The following is a 17,135-nucleotide window of genomic DNA, read 5'->3' as shown; positions in this document are numbered from 1 at the left end:
CCAACAGCAGGAGGATCCAGGCGTGTCGTCTTCACGCGATTTTCGCAACGTCGCCATCGTGGCCCACGTCGACCACGGCAAGACGACGCTGGTTGACGCCATGCTTCGTCAGTCCGGTGCATTCGCCGAGCGAGCCGAACTGGTCGACCGAGTCATGGACTCCGGCGATCTCGAGCGCGAGAAGGGCATCACCATTCTCGCGAAGAACACCGCCGTCCATCGCCACAACCCCGACGGTTCTCTCACCGTCATCAATGTGATCGACACCCCGGGCCACGCCGACTTCGGTGGTGAGGTCGAGCGCGGCCTCTCCATGGTCGACGGTGTCGTGCTGCTCGTCGACGCGTCCGAGGGCCCGCTGCCCCAGACCCGCTTCGTGCTGCGCAAGGCCCTCGCGGCCAAGCTGCCGGTCATCCTGGTCGTGAACAAGACCGACCGCCCCGACGCCCGCATCGCCGAGGTCGTCTCCGAGTCGCACGACTTGCTGCTCGACCTGGCGTCGGACCTCGACGACGAGGCCGCCGAAGCCGCCGAGCTCGCACTCGACCTGCCGGTCCTCTACGCCTCGGGCCGTGAGGGCAAGGCGTCGAAGGTGGAGCCGGAAAACGGTTCCGCGCCCGACGCCGAGAACCTCGACGCCCTGTTCGAGGTGCTGATGGACTACATCCCGGCACCGAAGAGCAACAAGGACGCGCCGCTGCAGGCCCACGTCACCAACCTCGACGCCTCGGCGTTCCTCGGTCGCCTGGCCCTGGTCCGCATCTACGCGGGCGAGCTGCGCAAGGGTCAGAACGTCACCTGGATCAACGCCGACGGCGCCAAGACGGTCAAGATCACCGAGCTGCTGCAGACGATCGGTGTCGAGCGTCAGCCCGGCGAGGTCGCCGAGGCCGGTGACATCGTCGCTATCGCCGGTATCCCCGACATCATGATCGGCGACACCCTCGCCGATCCGGAGAACCCGATCGCGCTGCCGCGCATCACCGTCGACGAGCCCGCCATCTCGGTGGTCATCGGCACCAACACCTCGCCGCTGGTCGGCCGGGTGCAGGGCCACAAGCTCACCGCCCGCATGCTCAAGTCGCGCCTGGATTCCGAGCTCATCGGCAACGTGTCGCTGCGCGTGCTCGACATCGGCCGTCCCGACGCCTGGGAGGTGCAGGGTCGTGGTGAGCTGGCGCTGGCCATCCTGGTCGAGCAGATGCGTCGCGAAGGCTTCGAGCTCACCGTCGGCAAGCCGCAGGTGGTCACCCGGCAGGTCGACGGCAAGACCCACGAGCCGTTCGAAGAGCTGACCATCGACTGCCCCGACGAGTACCTGGGCGCGATCACCCAGCTGCTGGCCGCCCGCAAGGGCAAGATGGTGCAGATGAGCAACCACGCCGCCGGCTGGGTGCGCATGGAGTTCATCGTCCCCTCGCGTGGCCTGATCGGCTTCCGCACCGTGTTCCTCACCGAGACCCGCGGCACCGGCATCGCCAACGCCGTCGCCCACGGTTACGCCCCGTGGGCCGGTGAGATCCGCGCTCGCCACACCGGTTCGCTGGTGTCGGACCGCGCGGGCACCGTCACCCCGTTCGCGATGATCCAGCTGGCCGACCGTGGTCAGTTCTTCGTCGAGCCGGGCGCCGACACCTACGAGGGCATGGTCGTGGGCATCAACCCGCGTGCCGAGGATCTCGACATCAACGTGACCCGCGAGAAGAAGCTGACCAACATGCGCAGCGCCAACGCGGACACCTTCGAGACCATGGCCAAGCCGTTGCAGCTCGACCTCGAGCTGGCGATGGAGTTCTGCACCGAGGACGAGTGCGTGGAGGTCACCCCCGAGGTGGTCCGCGTGCGCAAGCTGGTGCTCGGCGCCAACGAGCGGGCCCGCGACCTGTCGCGTCGCAAGGCTCGCGACAAGGCCGCCGCGAACTGAACCAAGGCGTACCAATGATGGGGCGGTGCTTCGGCGCCGCCTCATTTTTGGTTTCGGCCCGCCTCGGTCCGGCCTGAGTGGAGGGTGCGACGAAGGAGCGCCCGGAGGGAGGGAAGACCGAGGTTACGAGGGCCGAAACCCGCGGCGCCAGCCGCTGTTAGATGGAGGTAGAGTGCGCAAGGTGAGTTCGGGGCGGCGCGCGAGGTGGCGTGCGATGGTGCTGGCGATGATTGCCTCGACGGCGGTCGTGGCCGGTTGCACGGCGAATCCGCCACCGCCGATCGAGTCCTCCGATTCGCCCAAGACCACCCAGGCCAAGCCGGGTAAGAACACCGTGGTCGTCGCGATCGACGACATCGGGATCGGGTTCAACCCGCATCTGCGCTCGGATCAGTCGCCGGTGACCAGCGCGGTGAGCTCGATGGTGCTGCCGAGCCCGTTCCGCGCCGCGCCGAGTCCGGTGCATCCCGGTCTGGTCGACTGGGTGCCCGACAGCTCGCTGATCGTGTCGGCCGATGTGACGGCCCAGGAGCCGTTCACCATCACCTACACCCTGCGTGATCAGGCCAATTGGTCCGATGGCGCCCCGATCGCGGCCGAGGACTTCCGGTTCCTGTGGCAGCAGATGATCAGTCAGCCCGGCGTGGTGGATCCGGCCGGCTATCGGCTGATCTCGGATGTGGCGTCGTCGGCGGGCGGCAAGACGGTCACCGTCACCATGGCCCAGCCGTACCCGGCCTGGCGCGAACTGTTCTCGAATCTGCTGCCCTCGCACCTGGTGAAGGATTCGCCGGGCGGGTTCACCAGTGGTCTTGTCGACAAGATCCCGGTCTCGGGCGGCAATTTCACCATCAAGTCGGTCGATCGCGGGCGCGACGAGATCCTGCTCGAACGCAACGACCGCTTCTGGGGCACCCCCGCCTCCCCGGATCAGGTCCAGTTCCGCCGTGGCGGCACGCCCTCGCAGCTGGCCGAATCGCTGCGCACCGGCGACGCGCAGATGGCGCTCGTGCACGGCGGCGTGGCGACCCAGGCGCAACTGGCCGCGATCCCGTCGGTGCGGACCACGATCATGCCGCAGGCTCGCGAACTGCAACTCGCGCTCAACGGCCGATCCGGCGACCTCGCCGATGTGCGGGTCCGCAAGGCGGTGCTCGCGCTGCTCGACCCCGCGCTGCTGGCGACGGTCGGCGCGCAGACCGGCGGCTGGGTGGAACCCGCACGCGCACAAGTGCTTTCGCCGTCGAGCCCCGGCTATGTGCCCACCGCTCCGCCGCGGATGACCGCCGATGAGGCGTTCGCGCTGCTGGCCGAGGCGGGCTTCGGCCGCGCACCGGAGGCGCAGCAGACCGGTTCGCCCACCTCGCCCGCGCCGCGTCCGCGCTCGGTGGCGCGCAACGGCAAGGGGCTGTCGGTGCGGATCGGCGCCGTCACCGACGACGCGTCGGCGCTGGCCGTGGCCAATACCGCCGCCGACCAATTGCGCAGTGCCGGAATCGATGCCACCGTGCGCGGCCTGGCCGCCGACGAGCTGTACGGCAAGGACCTCACCGAATCCTCGATCGACGCCATCGTCGGTTGGGAGCTGGCAGGTGGCGACCCCGCCACCGCGCTGGCCTCACGCTACGGCTGCGCGCCGGTCGAACCGGTCGGTGCCGAAGGTCCCGCGCTGGCCGCGGCCGAGGCGTATCGCCAGGCGCCGAGCAACATCGGCGGAGTGTGCGATCCGACCCTGCAGCCCTCGATCGACGAAGCCCTGCGAGGGTTCGATGTGCCGCGCATCCTTGCCGAATCCGAGCCCAGGCTCTGGGAATTGGCGACGGTGCTGCCGATCGTGCAGGACAACGTCGTCGCGGCGGCCGGTCCGCGCGTCGACGGTGTGTCGCTGTCGGGCGCCATCCAGGTGGGGATCTTCGGCGATACGGCACAGTGGCGGCGGATCCCGTGATCGACGCCCGTCGGTCGGGTCTCGTTGTGGGACAGGAGAACTGGTGGTGGACCCGATGACCGGAACCGGTGGACTGCTCCTCGTCCATGCGCACCCTGATGACGAAACGCTCACCACGGGTGGCACTATCGCGCACTATCGCCGCCGCGGTGTTCCGGTGACCGTGGTGACCTGCACGCTCGGCGAGGAAGGCGAGGTCATCGGCGAACGGTGGTCGCGCCTGATCGCCGCCGAAGCCGATCAGCTCGGCGGTTACCGGATCGGCGAACTCACCGCCGCACTGTCGGCCCTCGACGCGGGCGAGCCGTGGTTCCTCGGTGGCCCCGGCCGATGGCGCGATTCCGGGATGGCGGGTACGCCGTCGGCGGCGAACCCGCGGGCCTTCGTGAACTCCGGTGCCGCCGCTGTGGACGAGCTCGTCGCGGTGATCCTCGAACTGCGGCCGAAGGTGGTCGTCACCTACGACCCGCGCGGCGGTTACGGTCACCCGGACCACATTCGCGCACACGAGATCACCACCGCGGCCGTCGCGGCCGCCGCCGAGCGGGGCTGGGATGTCCCCAAGTTCTACTGGACCGTCACCGACGGCGACCTGCTGCGTCAGCACACCGCCGCGCTCGCGCGCCGCACTGTCGACGAACTGCCCGGCGCGCTGCCCGCGGGCTGGCGCCTGCCGGTCGAGGCCGAACTGGCCGCCATGTCGACGAGCGGGGTGACCACCGTGGTCGACGTCTCCGATGTGGTCTCGGCCAAGCGCGCCGCCATGCGCGCGCACGCCACCCAGGTCACCGTCGCGCCGAGTGGCCGGGAATTCGCGCTGTCGAACAACATCGCGCTGCCGGTGCTGCCGGAGGAACACTTCACCCTGGTGCGCGGCACGCGGGGAAAGGTCGGTGCCGACGGCTTCGAGCACGACCTGTTCGCCGGTCTCGATTGAGCAGCTGACCACCGGATTGCCACAGCGGCGCCGACCGGTCGCGGATAGGTCGGAGCTTCGTCCTGGCGCGCACGGGCACAGCGGCCTGGCTCGGCCGAATAGACTCACGCCCATGGTGACCGATCACGATCAGCCCACCGCCGTGCTGCGGTCCTCGCGCCTCTCCGGCCTGCCGGATCCGCTGATCTCGGGCCTCATCGTCGTGCTGCTGTGCGTCGACGCGCTGATCACCCTCGCCGTCGAGGTGCTGTTCCTGCCCACGTACCTCGGCTCGGTGCCCTTCCCGGTGGTGGCGCTGCTGGCCGCCCCGATCAACGTGGCGCTGGTCTACGGCATGGAATCGGTGACCGACCGGATCGGCTTCACCTTCGCCCCGATCGTGGTGTGGGTGTTCGGGTTCCTGGTGTGCGCCTCGCGCGGACCCGGCGGCGACGTGATGCTCGGCAGCGACGGCCGCACCCTGCTGCTGTTCGCGTGCGGTGTGCTCGCCCCGGCGGGATACCTGTACTACCGCTCGAATGTCAGCCGGTAGTCCCGCTCGATCGTCACCCGCTCGACGAAGGGCCGTGCGGCATGAGCTTGGTCCGCTGAGCTCACGCAGGTGCCGAATCACCGTTGGCCGAGGCGGCCCGGGGTCACCGCCTCGATGAGTTCGGCGGCCTGGTCGATCGGGATGTCGACTACCAGGTACGCCTTCTTGCCCGCCGCGGTGGCCGCGACGACGGTGGCGAGGCCGGCGCGGCGTTGCCAGAAGGTCTGGCGCACTGTCCATCCGATGATGCCGGGCGCTTCGAGGCAGTCGCGGTTGCGGTCGAGGCTGCCGCGGCGGGTGATGAGCCAGGTCGGGCCGGTGGTGCCGCGCAGCACGCGGTGGCCGAGTCCTCGGTAGCGGTCTTCGGCGAGTGCGGCCATGAGCACGGCGAAGAGCACCGGCAATGTCCAGGTCCAGGTTGGTAGATCACCGCCCGCGAGCACGACGGCGAGCATGGCGACGACAACGCCGCCGACCGGCCACGCGGCGCGGGTATAGCGGCGCCTGCGTGCGGCGGGGCCGTGGCGATGTAGGTCGATGGTGCCGAGAGTGGCGCCGGTGATCGGTTGCAGTGCAGTCGAATTCGAGATTCCTGCGTCTGCGGCTTTGGTGAGCGAGGTCGTCGGCAGCTCGCTGCTGCCGGTATTGCCTGCGGAGGGCGTCGATGCCGATTCATCGTGCGCAACCACTGTTGGGGCGCTCGATTCGCCGCGTCGGGCCCACGTCGAGTCCGGCGCAGGAGCGCTCGATTCCGCGCGCTGATCCCAGACCGATTCCGGCGCCGGGTCGGTCGCCGCATCGGGTCGGCGGCGAGTGCGCAGGAGTTCGTCGAGGGTGCGTTCGACGGCGGTGCGCGGGGCCTGGGGGAGGATCTTCTGGCGGGGGTTCTCGCCGGTCATGATCATCTCCAGTTGTGCGGCGCTGGCGGCGCGCAACAGGAGTGGTTCGTTGAGGGTGGCGCCGCGGAAGCGGGCCAGGTCGAGGGTGATCTGGCGGGTGGTGAACAGGCCGTGGCGCAGGTGCAGGGTGGCGCCGTTGTCGAGCACGCGCAGGCCGTACCAGGTGGCGAGGTACTGGGCGCACGCGGCGAGATTCACCAGCAGCAGCGTCAGCAGGGTCAGGCCGGCGATGACGATCGCGACGATGACCGCGGTGTCGTTGTCGAGATCGCGCACGACTGCACTGTTCGAGAGCACATCGATGAGCCCGTACTGCGCGCCGACTCCCGCGATCGGCGCGACGACGGCCAGTCCGGTCAGCGACAACGGCGCGTACCGCACCCACGCCGCCCGCCAGTGCCCGATCTCCACCCCGGACTCGCCGAGTGCGTCGGGCTGCGAAACATGCGGCACGGCAGCGCTATCGACGTGCGACGGCGTGTGTTGCCCTGTGTGCGAGAGTAATTCGGCCCGCAATGCCGGAATCTGACTCGTATCGAGCGCGTCGAGCTTGAATTCCTCGCCCTTGTCGGTCTGCTTGCCGGTGCCGATCGCCAGCACCGCCAACCCCAGAACCCGGTGCAGCAGATCGGCTTCCACGTCCACCGATCGAATCCGTGGCCGCGGCACCGACAATGTCCGGCGGGCCACGATCCCACTGCGCAACTGCACATGATCGGCATCGATCCGGTACGACGTCGTGAACCACCGCGCGACACCGAACGCCGCGACCAGCGCCACCGGGATCAGGCTCCACAGCGGATTGCCACTGGTCGTGCCGACGATGACCGAACCGAGCAGCACCGGAATGTATTTCATGATCTCGGTGACCGGATACACCAGCAGCATGCGCGGGTCGAGACGCTGCCACTCGACGGGCTGGGTCATGTCGCGTCTCCACGGTGCTGCGCGGCGATCGCGGTCAACCGCAGCACCGTCTCCTCGGCCACCGGCAGGTCGAGCGCACTGATCTTCACCGCCCCCGCCGACGACGCGGTGGTCACCGTGACAGTCGCGAGCCCCAGCATCCGTTCCAGCGGCCCGCGCTCGGTATCCACGGTCTGCACCCGCGAGATCGGCGCCACCCGCGACTCCTGATCCAGCCACCCCACCCGCGTGTACACGGCCTCATCGGTGACCTCCCACCGATGCACCGCGTACCGCCACACCGGAACCACCACGACCGCGAGCGCCGCGAGCACCACGATCGCCAGCCCGGCGAGCACCTGCCACCCACGATGGTCCCCGTCGAGCACCGCCCACACCACGAGCGCGATGATCGACACGACCACCCCGATCGTGTTCTCCAACGCCCACAGCAGCTTGGCCTTGGAACTCGGACGCCAGGCCGGTTCGGCCAGAATGGTGGAGCGCGGCAACGACATGCTGCCCATGGTTCCATGCCCGTCCGACGAGTTCATCCGGTCGGGAATATGCGGGGTCACGCCCGAGGTTGTCGTCGAGCAAGGACGACCTCCCCGCGCCCGCCGCGCGCGGCGTGAGCAGCCGACCACACGTCCGGGAGAGAAGTAGCGCATGATCGACGGGGTGACCGATCTTCCGAAGCCGAGCGTTCCGATGCCGCCGCCGAGTCCCGCCGCGATGCGCCGGGCCCTGCGCCGGGCCCGCGACGGTGTCACGTTGAACGTCGACGAGGCCACCGTCCTGCTGCATGCCACCGGCGACGACCTCGTCGACCTGTGCGCCAGCGCGGCCAGGGTGCGTGATGCCGGACTGGAATCGGCGGGCCGCCCACACACCATCAGCTATTCGCGCAATGTGTTCATCCCGCTCACCAAGCTGTGCCGGGACAAGTGTCACTACTGCACGTTCGTCACGGTGCCGGGCAAGCTGCGCGCCGAGGGCAAGGGCATGTTCCTCGAACCCGACGAGGTCCTGGAAATCGCCCGTCAGGGCGCCGCGCTCGGGTGCAAGGAAGCGCTGTTCACCCTCGGCGATCGGCCGGAGGACCGCTGGCCCGAGGCCGCGCAGTGGCTCGACGAACGCGGCTACGACTCCACCCTCGACTACCTGCGCGCCGTCTCTATCCTCGTGCTGGAGGAGACCGGCCTGCTGCCGCATCTGAACCCCGGCGTGATGAGCTGGAACGAGATCTCCCGCCTCAAGCCGGTCGCCCAATCCATGGGCATGATGCTCGAGACCACCGCCACCAGGCTGTTCACCGACAAGGGTGAATGCCATTACGGCAGCCCGGACAAGGACCCGGCGGTCCGGCTGCGTTCGATCACCGACGCGGGCAGGCTCTCGGTGCCCTACACCACCGGCATCCTGGTCGGCATCGGCGAGAATCTCACCGAGCGCGCCGAGTCGATCATGGCGATTCGCAAGCTGCACCGGGAGTTCGGGCACATCCAGGAAGTGATCGTGCAGAACTTCCGTGCCAAGGACGACACCGCCATGCGCGATGTTCCCGACGCGGGCGTCGCGGAGTTCCTGGCGACCGTCGCGGTGACGAGATTGCTGCTCGGCCCGGATGTTCCGGTGCAGGCGCCGCCGAACCTGGTGTCGCACAGTGATTGCCGGGCGCTGATCGACGCGGGCATCGACGACTGGGGCGGGGTGTCGCCGGTGACGGTCGACCACGTCAACCCCGAACGTCCGTGGCCGAACCTCGATACCCTGCGCGAGATCACCGAGGCGGCCGGGTTCACCCTCGTCGAGCGCACCTCCGCGCACCCGAAATACGTTCGCGCCGGCCATCCGTGGATCGATCCGCGGATCGGCGCGCACGTCGACGCGCTCACCGACCCCGCGACCGGGTTGGCCAGGCCCGATGCCATGCCGGTCGGACTGCCATGGCAGGAGCCCGACGAGTCGTGGGATTCGGTCGGCCGCGTCGACCTGAACACCGCCATCGACACCGAGGGCCGCAACACCGACAGCCGCAGCGATTCCGGGCTCGGCCAGGAGGTCGTCGGCGCGTTCGGTGACTGGGAGACAATCCGCGAACACGCTCGCGACCTGGCCGTCGTCGCACCCGAGCGCCTCGATTCCGAGGTGCTCGACGCCCTGCGCGCCGCCGAGAAGGACCCGGCGGGACTCACCGACGATCAGTATCTGGCCCTGGCCACTGCCGACGGCGCCAACATGGAAGCCGTTGCGGCACTGGCTGACTCATTGCGACGCGAGGTCTCCGGCGACGAGGTCACCTACGTGGTGAACCGCAATATCAACTTCACCAATATCTGCTACACCGGCTGCCGCTTCTGCGCGTTCGCCCAGCGCAAGGGCGACGCCGACGCCTTCACCCTCAGCACCGACGAGGTCGCCGACCGCGCGTGGGAAGCCCACGTGGACGGTGCCACCGAGATCTGCATGCAGGGCGGCATCGACCCCGAGCTGCCCGTCACCGGCTACGCCGACCTGGTCCGTGCCATCAAGGCGCGCGTCCCGTCGATGCACGTGCACGCGTTCAGCCCGATGGAGATCGTCAACGGTGCCTCGCGCGGCGGCCAGAGCATCCATGATTGGCTGTCGGCGCTGAAAGAGGCCGGATTGGGCTCGATCCCCGGAACGGCCGCCGAAATCCTCGACGACGAGGTCCGCTGGGTGCTCACCAAGGGCAAGCTCCCCACTTCGGCCTGGATCGAGGTCATCACGACCGCCCACAAACTGGGCATCCCGTCCAGTTCGACGATGATGTACGGCCATGTGGACAACCCGAAGCACTGGGTCGGCCACCTGCGGGTGCTGCGCGGCATCCAGGACGAGACGGGTGGTTTCACCGAGTTCGTCCCGCTGCCGTTCGTCCACCAGAGCGCGCCGCTCTACCTGGCGGGAGCGGCCCGGCCCGGCCCGACCAACCGTGACAACCGCGCGGTCCACGCCCTGGCCCGGATCATGCTGCACGGTCGCATCCACAACATTCAGACGAGCTGGGTGAAACTGGGTACGCTCGGTACCCAGGCCATGCTCACCGGCGGTGCCAACGACCTCGGTGGCACCCTGATGGAGGAAACCATCTCCCGCATGGCGGGCTCCCAACACGGCTCCGCCAAGACCGTCGCGGAGTTGACCGAGATCGCCGCGGGCATCAACCGCCCGGTCCGCGAACGAACCACCGTCTACGGCTCGGTCGAATCGAAAGCGGTCCCATTACCGTTGTCGATCGGGTGATCGTCACTGTGAGTTAGGGCAGGCTGACCTGGGAGTAATGTGGGCGGTCGGGATAGTGTTTCGTGGGCGGAGTTACCCCGCAGGTGAGGACAGACTAGGAGAACGGCAGTGCCGTACATCATCGCTGAACCGTGCGTTGACGTGAAGGACAAGGCGTGCATCGAGGAATGCCCCGTGGATTGCATCTACGAGGGCGGTCGCATGCTCTACATCCAACCCGACGAGTGCGTGGACTGTGGTGCGTGTGAGCCGGTCTGCCCCGTGGAGGCGATCTTCTACGAGGACGACACTCCGGACCAGTGGAGCGGTTACATCAACGCCAACGTCGACTTCTTCAACGAGCTGGGATCCCCCGGTGGCGCGACCAAGGTCGGTGTGGTCGATTTCGACCCCGCCTTCATCAAGGCGCTGCCCCCGATGGCCGAAGAGTGAGCGCAGGGGTGCCGACCCATGGCCGGGTAGGCCGCGTGAGCAGCCTGCTGCCGGATTTTCCCTGGGACACCATCGCCGCGGTCAAGCAGAAGGCGGCCGCGCATCCCGGCGGCCTCGTCGACCTGTCCGTCGGTACGCCGGTGGATCCGGTCGATCCGCTGATCCAGGCGGCCTTGGGTTCGGTGGCGGCTGTCCCCGGATATCCGACCACGCACGGCACCCCTGAGCTGCGCGCCGCCGTCGTCGCCGCGTTGACGCGCCGGTTCGGCGTCACCGGTGTCGAGTCGACGGCCGTGCTGCCGGTGCTCGGGACCAAAGAGCTCATCGCCGGGCTGCCGCGACTGCTCGGCGTCGGCTCCGACGATCTGGTGGTGATCCCCGAGATCGCCTACCCGACCTACGAGGTCGGCGCGCTGCTGGCGGGCGCGAAGCCGTGGCGCGCAGACGGTCTCACCCAGATCGGCCCGCAGAATCCGGCGCTGATCTTCGTGAACTCGCCCTCGAATCCCACCGGCAAGGTGCTGCCCGTCGAGCACCTGCGCAAGGTGGTGGCGTTCGCGCGCGAGCGCGGCGCGGTGGTCGCCTCCGACGAGTGTTACCTGGGTCTGACCTGGGAGGGCGAGGCCGTCTCTATCCTCGACCCCCGCGTGTGCGACGGTGACCACACCGGCCTGCTGGCCATCCACTCGCTGTCGAAGACCTCGAACCTGGCCAGCTACCGCGCCGGCTTCGTCGCCGGTGATCCGGAACTCGTGGCCGAACTGCTCGAGGTGCGCAAGCACTCCGGCATGATCATGCCGCTCCCGATCCAGGCCGCGATGACCGCCGCGCTCAGCGACGACGTGCACGAGGCGCAGCAGCGCGAGCGTTACCGCGCTCGCCGCGACATCCTCCGTAAAGCCTTGCAACAAGCAGGCTTTCGCATCGACTTCTCCGAAGCCGGTCTGTACCTGTGGGCCACCCGCGGCGAACCGTGCCGCGTCACCCTCGACTGGCTCGCCGAACGCGGAATCCTCGCCGCCCCCGGCGATTTCTACGGTCCCCGCTCGCCCGAACATGTGCGCATCGCCCTCACCGCCGCCGACGAGCGCATCGCCGAAGCTGTCGCACGCCTGTCCTGAACGCGGTTTCCGCACGAACCTCTGGGTAGATCGCGCCCAGCGGTGCGCGCTGTCCAGGTTGAGCGATATCGTGTGGAGCACAAGGGGCGATAGCTGTCCTGCGCTGGACCGGTTGGGGTCCGGCCAGTCGGCGCGGACAGGATCGAGAGGCACAACAGATGCACGGGGTGGAGTTCAGCGCCGGCACGGTCTTCGCTGGGTATCGCATCGACCGACTGCTCGGCCGGGGCGGAATGGGCACCGTGTACCTCGCGGCGCATCCACGCCTACCGCGGCAGGTGGCACTGAAACTGCTCAACCGCGAACTGTATTCCGACGACGAGGTGCGCGGCCGGTTCGAACGTGAAGCCGACGTTTCCGCCCATCTCGATCACCCCGGCATCGTGTCGGTGCTCGACCGTGGCGTCGACAACGGGCTCATGTGGATCTCCATGCAGTACGTCGACGGCACCGACGCCTCCGTCTTCCGCCGTGAGCCGATGGATCCGGCCCGCGCGATCGGCATCATCACCCAAACCGCCGAAGCCCTCGACTACGCCCACGATCGCGGCGTCCTGCACCGAGATGTGAAGCCCGCCAACATCTTGCTGGCGCCAGCCCGCGCCGGCGACCGCGCCCTGCTCACCGACTTCGGTATCGCCCGGCTCCGCGGCGACGCCCGCCAGCTCACCCGCACCGGCGCCTTTCTCGCCACCCTCGCCTACGCGTCCCCCGAACAACTCTCGGGGGCCCCGGTCGACCACCGCTGCGACCAGTACTCCCTGGCCTGCACCTTGTTCACCCTGCTCACCGGCGAAAGCCCGTTCCCCGCAGACAATCCCGGCGCGGTAGTCGCCGCTCACCTGACCAAACCGGTGCCCCGCGCCTCCGCGACGATCGCCGACCTGCCGACCGGAATCGACGCGGTCATCGCGAGGGCGATGGCGAAGGAGCCTGCCGAAAGATTCGCCAGCTGTGCGGAATTCGCGCACGCGGCGGCAGCGGCGCTGAACCGCGCCGACCTCGTATCGCCGGGTGCCGGCGACTTCCGGCCGTCGCTCGCTCGCGAAGCCGACCGCGCGGCAAATGGTTCGGTCACGTCGCCCGCGACCCCGCCTGCTTCCGGCCGAGTGGGGTGGTCGGCGGTTCCCGATGCCGACTCGCTGAACCCGACCCTCGTCAGTTCACCGTCGTCGCACTCCGCCGTGCATGCGGCCACGCGTCGAGTCGGAGGTGGGGAATCGGCTGGAGTCGGGCCTGTTCCGCGTGCCGGATACCTGCCGCGAGGCTCCGATGACAGCGGGCCGAGGAATCCGTCGAACGGCCGTGGCGCGACCCGGCAGGCAGTTTCGTCGCGATGGCGGGTGCTCGCGGTGAGCTTGCTCGTACTCGCGATGGTCGCCGGGGTCGGAGCCGTCGGCGTGGGGGCCGTCTACTGGAAGTTCGTGCGCCCGAATCGAGTTCCGCCGCCGCCCACCTGGGGTGCGCACGCGTCAGTGGCCTCGGGATTCACCGACCTGATCCCGCCGGGACCCTCCGGGCGCGGCTGGCGGGAGGCGAGCTGTTCAGCGACCCCGTCGCTGGTGGTGCTGCCGGGCGACCCGGCGCCGCTACAGCAGATCACCTGCACCGACGCCGACGGGCTCATCGCCTGGTACACCGAGTATCCCGCCGCCGCCGATGTCGATGCCTATCTGCTGCGCCACACCACCCAGGACACCACGCGCGAATTGCACCACACCAGCCTCACCGCCTACCGCCCACGCGACCCCGCCGCGCCGTTCACCCTCGCGGCCAGGGAACGAGGCAATGTGTTCAGCGCGAACTCGGTGGTCGAGGTGTCCTGGCCTGGTCACACTTTCGAGGAGACCCGCGACAACTGGTGGCAGCAAGCCCCCTTCTGATTTGGGAGCGTGACAGATCGGGATCCGCGCACCGGATCAGTACGCTCCGGCCAGGCGCAGGATCAGCGCGGGCAGGGCGTCGAGCACATCCGCGGACTGGTCGGCCGGGGTGCCGTAGGTGTGCGCGGCGACCGAGAAGCTGGGTCCGAAAGACGCGGAAGCCACCTCGGGGACACCGGAATCGGACCATCCCCACTTGCTGCCCTGCACCCCGGGGAGCTGGGCGGTGCCCCAATTCTGGGGAGTGCCGTCGGCGGCGGTATTGCTCGCACCCGCCATCCACTCGAAGATCGGCGAACCGGCATCGGTGCGCTGCTTGGCGGCCAGGAAGTCGGTGATGTCGGCGGTGCTGGTGCGCGACCGGCCCCAGTCGGCGGTGCCGTGGGTCTCGCGCAGCCCGTATTCGCTCGCGGTCGCTTCGATCGCCTGCGGGTATTTGCCTGCCAGTTGGGTGGCGGCGCCGTCGTCGGAGTCCCGGATCATCCGTTCCGAGAGTGCGCGGTCCTCCGGCGAGCCGTCGCCGTGGCGTAGCGCGTAGTCGACGATGTAGAGCTTGGACATCGACAGCGCCGACCGCGATTCGTGCTCATTGGCTGTGCCCCAGGCGAATCCGCCTGGCATCCGCAGTGAAATGGCCGTTCGTGACGGCACCGTCGTCGGGTCCTCGTCGGCGTTGGCGGCAGGCGCGGCCGCTATGAGGCCGACAGCAGCCGCCGCCAGACACCATGTCACTGTTCGAATGCTCACTAGCGTCCTCCGATTACGTGCGCCGGCGTTGGGGTCGTGGGAATGAAACCCGAACGTCGCGGGTCGACGTGTGAGGCGCGCGGTAGCCCCGATCAGATCAGTGGCTTGCCCCGGCGGTGGCGGCGGCGCATGTCGGCGAGGGTGGCGTTGAAGGGGAAATTGCGGATGAGGCGGGGCAGGTGGGCCGTCACCGTGCCGGTGGTGCGCATCAGGCGGTTCAGGCGGCGTTCGTCGGCGGGGGTCCAGGTCATGCCGAGTTCGTCGCGGAGGTGTTGAGGGAGCAGGCCGGTGGTGAACCAGCGGTGGAAGCGGGCGAGGAGCAGGCGCAGGGGCGGGCTGACCATTTTCAGGTCGAGCAGCTTGTCGAAGTAGGCCTTGATGGTCGGGTCGACACTGGTGAGCTGCAGATGTTCGGTCCAGTAGGCGTCGAAGGCGGCGCGGTCGGCGGGCCACATCTCGCGCGGCACCTGGAGCGTGGTGCCGAGGTGGTGGGCGTAGCCGTAGAAGGTGTCGGCGATGCTGTCGTCGACGGGGCCGTAGAGGCGATCCATCACGTCGATCGAGCCCCAGTACAGGCACGCCGCCACCCACAGCTGCAGGTTCTTGTCGAAGGCGTTGTATTGCACGGGGCTGTCCGCGGTGGAGTGCACGTGGCGGTGCGCGCCGTTGACCGCGGCGCGGAAGGCCGCACGGTCGGCGTCGGTGCCCATCAGTGCCACCGACAGGTAGGTGAGCGTGGTGCGGGTGCGTTTGATCGGGTGCACCATGATGCTGCCGCTGTGCACCGTCGATTCCGCGACGCCGTAGCCGACGGGGGCCAGGCTGAGCTGCATGATCACATTGGCGGTCGCGCCGTAGAAGGCAGCGGAGCCGTCGATGTAGTCGCGGATGTCGAATTGTTCCGGTTCGGACCGCGAACGCGAGCGCGACAGGATGGTCATCGTTGACCCCGTTTTCATCGAGAGCGTGAGAGAACTATATGAATAATGTCTCATCATGCCGTCGGGGTGTCAACGGACCGGCGGCGGGCGGTGAACCGCGTCGCGTTAGCGTTGACGAATGCCCTATGGTCCGCCGCTGCTGCTCACTTCGCTGAATCCGGCCGCCGTCGCCGCCGGGGATGACATTCCCGACGCCGTCACCATCGATGATGCCACCATGTCGCGCAGTGATCTGCTGGGTTCGGCGACCTCGGTGGCGGAGCGCATCGCCCGCGCCGACCGCGTCGCGGTGCTGGCCGAACCTACGCTGCGCACCGTGATCGCCGTGGTCGGCTGCCTGATCGCGGGGGTGACCGTGGTCCCGGTGCCGCCGGATTCCGGTGCCGCCGAACTCGCGCACATTCTGCGCGATTCGGGCGCGCAGGCCTGGCTCGGCGCAGCGCCCGACGGCACAGAGCTGCCGGTGGTGCCGGTGCGCCTGCACGCCCGGTCATGGCACACCTATCCCGAACCTGACCCCGCGGCAATCGCTTTCATCCTCTACACCTCGGGAACCACCGGCGCACCGAAGGGCGTGATGCTCAGCCGCGCCGCGATCGCCGCCGGGCTGGACGCGCTCGCCGACGCGTGGGCGTGGACGTGGAAAGACACACTGGTGCACGGCCTTCCGCTGTTCCACGTGCACGGTCTGATCCTCGGTCTACTCGGGCCGTTGCGGGTGGGTAGTCCGCTGATCCACACCGGCAAGCCGACACCCGAGGCGTACGCGGCAGCGGGCGGCAGTCTGTACTTCGGCGTACCGACGGTGTGGTCGCGGGTGGTCGAAAAGCCTGAATTGGCCAAGGAACTGGGAAAGGCGCGACTGCTCGTCTCTGGCAGTGCGCCGCTGCCGGTGCCGGTGTTCGACAAGCTCGCCGAGCTCACCGGGCAGGCGCCGGTGGAGCGGTACGGGATGAGCGAAACCATGATCACCTTGTCCACCCGGGCCGACGGCGAGCGCAGGCCCGGCTGGGTCGGCACGCCGGTGCGCGGGGTGGAAACCAGGCTGCGCGACGACGCGGGCGAGCCCGTCCCGCACGACGGTGCGAGCATCGGTGGCCTGCAGGTTCGCGGACCGATGCTGTTCGGCGGGTATCTGAATCGGCCCGACGCCACCGCACAGGACTGGACCGAAGACGGGTGGTTCCGCACCGGTGACGTGGCCGTCATCGACGCCGACGGGTTCCATCGCATCGTCGGGCGCGAATCGATCGACCTCATCAAATCCGGCGGCTACCGGATCGGCGCGGGGGAGATCGAAACCACGCTGCTCGGGCACCGGGCGGTCGCGGAAGTGGCCGTCGTCGGCCTGCCGGATGACGATCTCGGCCAGCGGATCGTGGCCTTCGTCGTCGCGCGCGAGGCGAACTCGGACGCACTGGGTGCTGAGCTGACCGCCTATGTGGGCGAACAGCTTTCGGCTCACAAACGGCCACGCGAGGTGCGCTTCGTCGATGCGCTGCCCCGCAATGCGATGGGCAAGGTGCAGAAGAAGCTGCTGGCCTGACTCGAGACCGCTGTCGGCAGCCGAGTGAGTCTGCACTCGCTCGATCGCC

The 17,135-nt window shown here is 68.7% G+C and carries 13 protein-coding genes; 9 read left to right on the top strand and 4 right to left on the bottom strand.

What is annotated here, in order from left to right; translation table 11 throughout:
• The first annotated feature begins 22 nt into the window (after window positions 1-22).
• The 4 genes from typA to ACQHI0_RS23095 all read left to right on the top strand — a co-directional run bounded on the left by typA (window position 23) and on the right by ACQHI0_RS23095 (window position 5,341).
• Window positions 23-1,924: a translational GTPase TypA gene (typA, locus tag ACQHI0_RS23110; RefSeq protein ID WP_427903919.1), complete on the top strand. Its 1,902-nt coding sequence runs from the start codon at window positions 23-25 to the stop codon at window positions 1,922-1,924.
• Between the two features lie 214 nt (window positions 1,925-2,138).
• Window positions 2,139-3,872 (top strand): ABC transporter family substrate-binding protein, encoded by a 1,734-nt coding sequence (locus ACQHI0_RS23105; RefSeq protein ID WP_427909272.1) that lies wholly within the window; start codon window positions 2,139-2,141, stop codon window positions 3,870-3,872.
• Window positions 3,873-3,927: 55 nt separating this feature from the next.
• Window positions 3,928-4,809 carry an N-acetyl-1-D-myo-inositol-2-amino-2-deoxy-alpha-D-glucopyranoside deacetylase gene (gene mshB / locus ACQHI0_RS23100; RefSeq protein ID WP_427903918.1) on the top strand — a complete coding sequence of 294 codons (882 nt, stop codon included), beginning with the start codon at window positions 3,928-3,930 and terminating at the stop codon, window positions 4,807-4,809.
• A 112-nt stretch (window positions 4,810-4,921) separates the two neighbouring features.
• On the top strand, window positions 4,922-5,341 hold the full coding sequence (locus ACQHI0_RS23095) for a hypothetical protein (RefSeq protein WP_427903917.1): 420 nt from the start codon (window positions 4,922-4,924) through the stop codon (window positions 5,339-5,341).
• A gap of 77 nt (window positions 5,342-5,418) precedes the next feature.
• Here the strand turns inward: ACQHI0_RS23095 and ACQHI0_RS23090 are convergent, their stop codons facing one another.
• Together ACQHI0_RS23090 and ACQHI0_RS23085 are read right to left on the bottom strand one after the other, a co-directional pair.
• Window positions 5,419-7,167 carry a PH domain-containing protein gene (locus ACQHI0_RS23090; RefSeq protein WP_427903916.1) on the bottom strand — a complete coding sequence of 583 codons (1,749 nt, stop codon included), beginning with the start codon at window positions 7,165-7,167 and terminating at the stop codon, window positions 5,419-5,421.
• Window positions 7,164-7,664: a PH domain-containing protein gene (locus ACQHI0_RS23085; RefSeq protein WP_427909271.1), complete on the bottom strand. Its 501-nt coding sequence runs from the start codon at window positions 7,662-7,664 to the stop codon at window positions 7,164-7,166. Before ACQHI0_RS23085 ends, ACQHI0_RS23090 begins: the two co-directional genes overlap by 4 nt.
• A 151-nt stretch (window positions 7,665-7,815) precedes the next feature.
• Here ACQHI0_RS23085 and ACQHI0_RS23080 point away from each other — a divergent pair, with 151 nt between their 5' ends.
• From ACQHI0_RS23080 to ACQHI0_RS23065, 4 genes are all read left to right on the top strand, one after another.
• Entirely contained in the window at window positions 7,816-10,416 is a 2,601-nt protein-coding gene (locus ACQHI0_RS23080) for a bifunctional FO biosynthesis protein CofGH (RefSeq protein WP_427903915.1), read from the top strand.
• Between the two features lie 108 nt (window positions 10,417-10,524).
• On the top strand, window positions 10,525-10,848 hold the full coding sequence (gene fdxA / locus ACQHI0_RS23075; RefSeq protein ID WP_056813450.1) for a ferredoxin: 324 nt from the start codon (window positions 10,525-10,527) through the stop codon (window positions 10,846-10,848).
• Between the two features lie 35 nt (window positions 10,849-10,883).
• Window positions 10,884-11,969: a succinyldiaminopimelate transaminase gene (gene dapC, locus ACQHI0_RS23070; protein ID WP_427903914.1), complete on the top strand. Its 1,086-nt coding sequence runs from the start codon at window positions 10,884-10,886 to the stop codon at window positions 11,967-11,969.
• A gap of 167 nt (window positions 11,970-12,136) precedes the next feature.
• Entirely contained in the window at window positions 12,137-13,852 is a 1,716-nt protein-coding gene (locus tag ACQHI0_RS23065) for a protein kinase domain-containing protein (RefSeq protein WP_427903913.1), read from the top strand.
• 36 nt (window positions 13,853-13,888) lie between these two features.
• Here ACQHI0_RS23065 and ACQHI0_RS23060 read toward each other — a convergent pair whose 3' ends face one another.
• Both ACQHI0_RS23060 and ACQHI0_RS23055 read right to left on the bottom strand, forming a co-directional pair.
• Entirely contained in the window at window positions 13,889-14,584 is a 696-nt protein-coding gene (locus ACQHI0_RS23060) for a hypothetical protein (protein ID WP_427903912.1), read from the bottom strand.
• Window positions 14,585-14,691: 107 nt separating this feature from the next.
• Window positions 14,692-15,540, bottom strand: coding sequence for an oxygenase MpaB family protein (locus ACQHI0_RS23055; protein ID WP_427903911.1), 849 nt, complete (start codon window positions 15,538-15,540; stop codon window positions 14,692-14,694).
• Window positions 15,541-15,658: 118 nt separating this feature from the next.
• On the opposite strand from ACQHI0_RS23055, the gene ACQHI0_RS23050 reads away from it, so the two are divergent.
• Window positions 15,659-17,086: an acyl-CoA synthetase gene (locus ACQHI0_RS23050; RefSeq protein ID WP_427903910.1), complete on the top strand. Its 1,428-nt coding sequence runs from the start codon at window positions 15,659-15,661 to the stop codon at window positions 17,084-17,086.
• Window positions 17,087-17,135: the final 49 nt, after the last annotated feature.

The sequence above is a fragment of the Nocardia sp. FBN12 genome, from assembly GCF_050320175.1.
Classification (GTDB): Bacteria; Actinomycetota; Actinomycetes; order Mycobacteriales; family Mycobacteriaceae; genus Nocardia.
The sequence above is the reverse complement of the archived record's forward strand: the minus strand, read 5'-3'. Positions and strand labels throughout refer to the sequence as shown.

What these genes read in the sequence shown, in the direction of transcription:
- mshB (WP_427903918.1), top strand. Translation starts at nt 3,928, where the DNA reads ATGACCGGAACCGGTGGACTGCTCCTCGTCCATGCGCACCCTGATGAC.
- ACQHI0_RS23095 (WP_427903917.1), top strand. Translation starts at nt 4,922, where the DNA reads ATGGTGACCGATCACGATCAGCCCACCGCCGTGCTGCGGTCCTCGCGC.
- ACQHI0_RS23050 (WP_427903910.1), top strand. Translation starts at nt 15,659, where the DNA reads ATGCCCTATGGTCCGCCGCTGCTGCTCACTTCGCTGAATCCGGCCGCC.
- ACQHI0_RS23090 (WP_427903916.1), bottom strand. Translation starts at nt 7,167, where the DNA reads ATGACCCAGCCCGTCGAGTGGCAGCGTCTCGACCCGCGCATGCTGCTG.
- ACQHI0_RS23080 (WP_427903915.1), top strand. Translation starts at nt 7,816, where the DNA reads ATGATCGACGGGGTGACCGATCTTCCGAAGCCGAGCGTTCCGATGCCG.
- ACQHI0_RS23105 (WP_427909272.1), top strand. Translation starts at nt 2,139, where the DNA reads ATGGTGCTGGCGATGATTGCCTCGACGGCGGTCGTGGCCGGTTGCACG.
- ACQHI0_RS23055 (WP_427903911.1), bottom strand. Translation starts at nt 15,540, where the DNA reads ATGACCATCCTGTCGCGCTCGCGTTCGCGGTCCGAACCGGAACAATTC.
- ACQHI0_RS23085 (WP_427909271.1), bottom strand. Translation starts at nt 7,664, where the DNA reads ATGTCGTTGCCGCGCTCCACCATTCTGGCCGAACCGGCCTGGCGTCCG.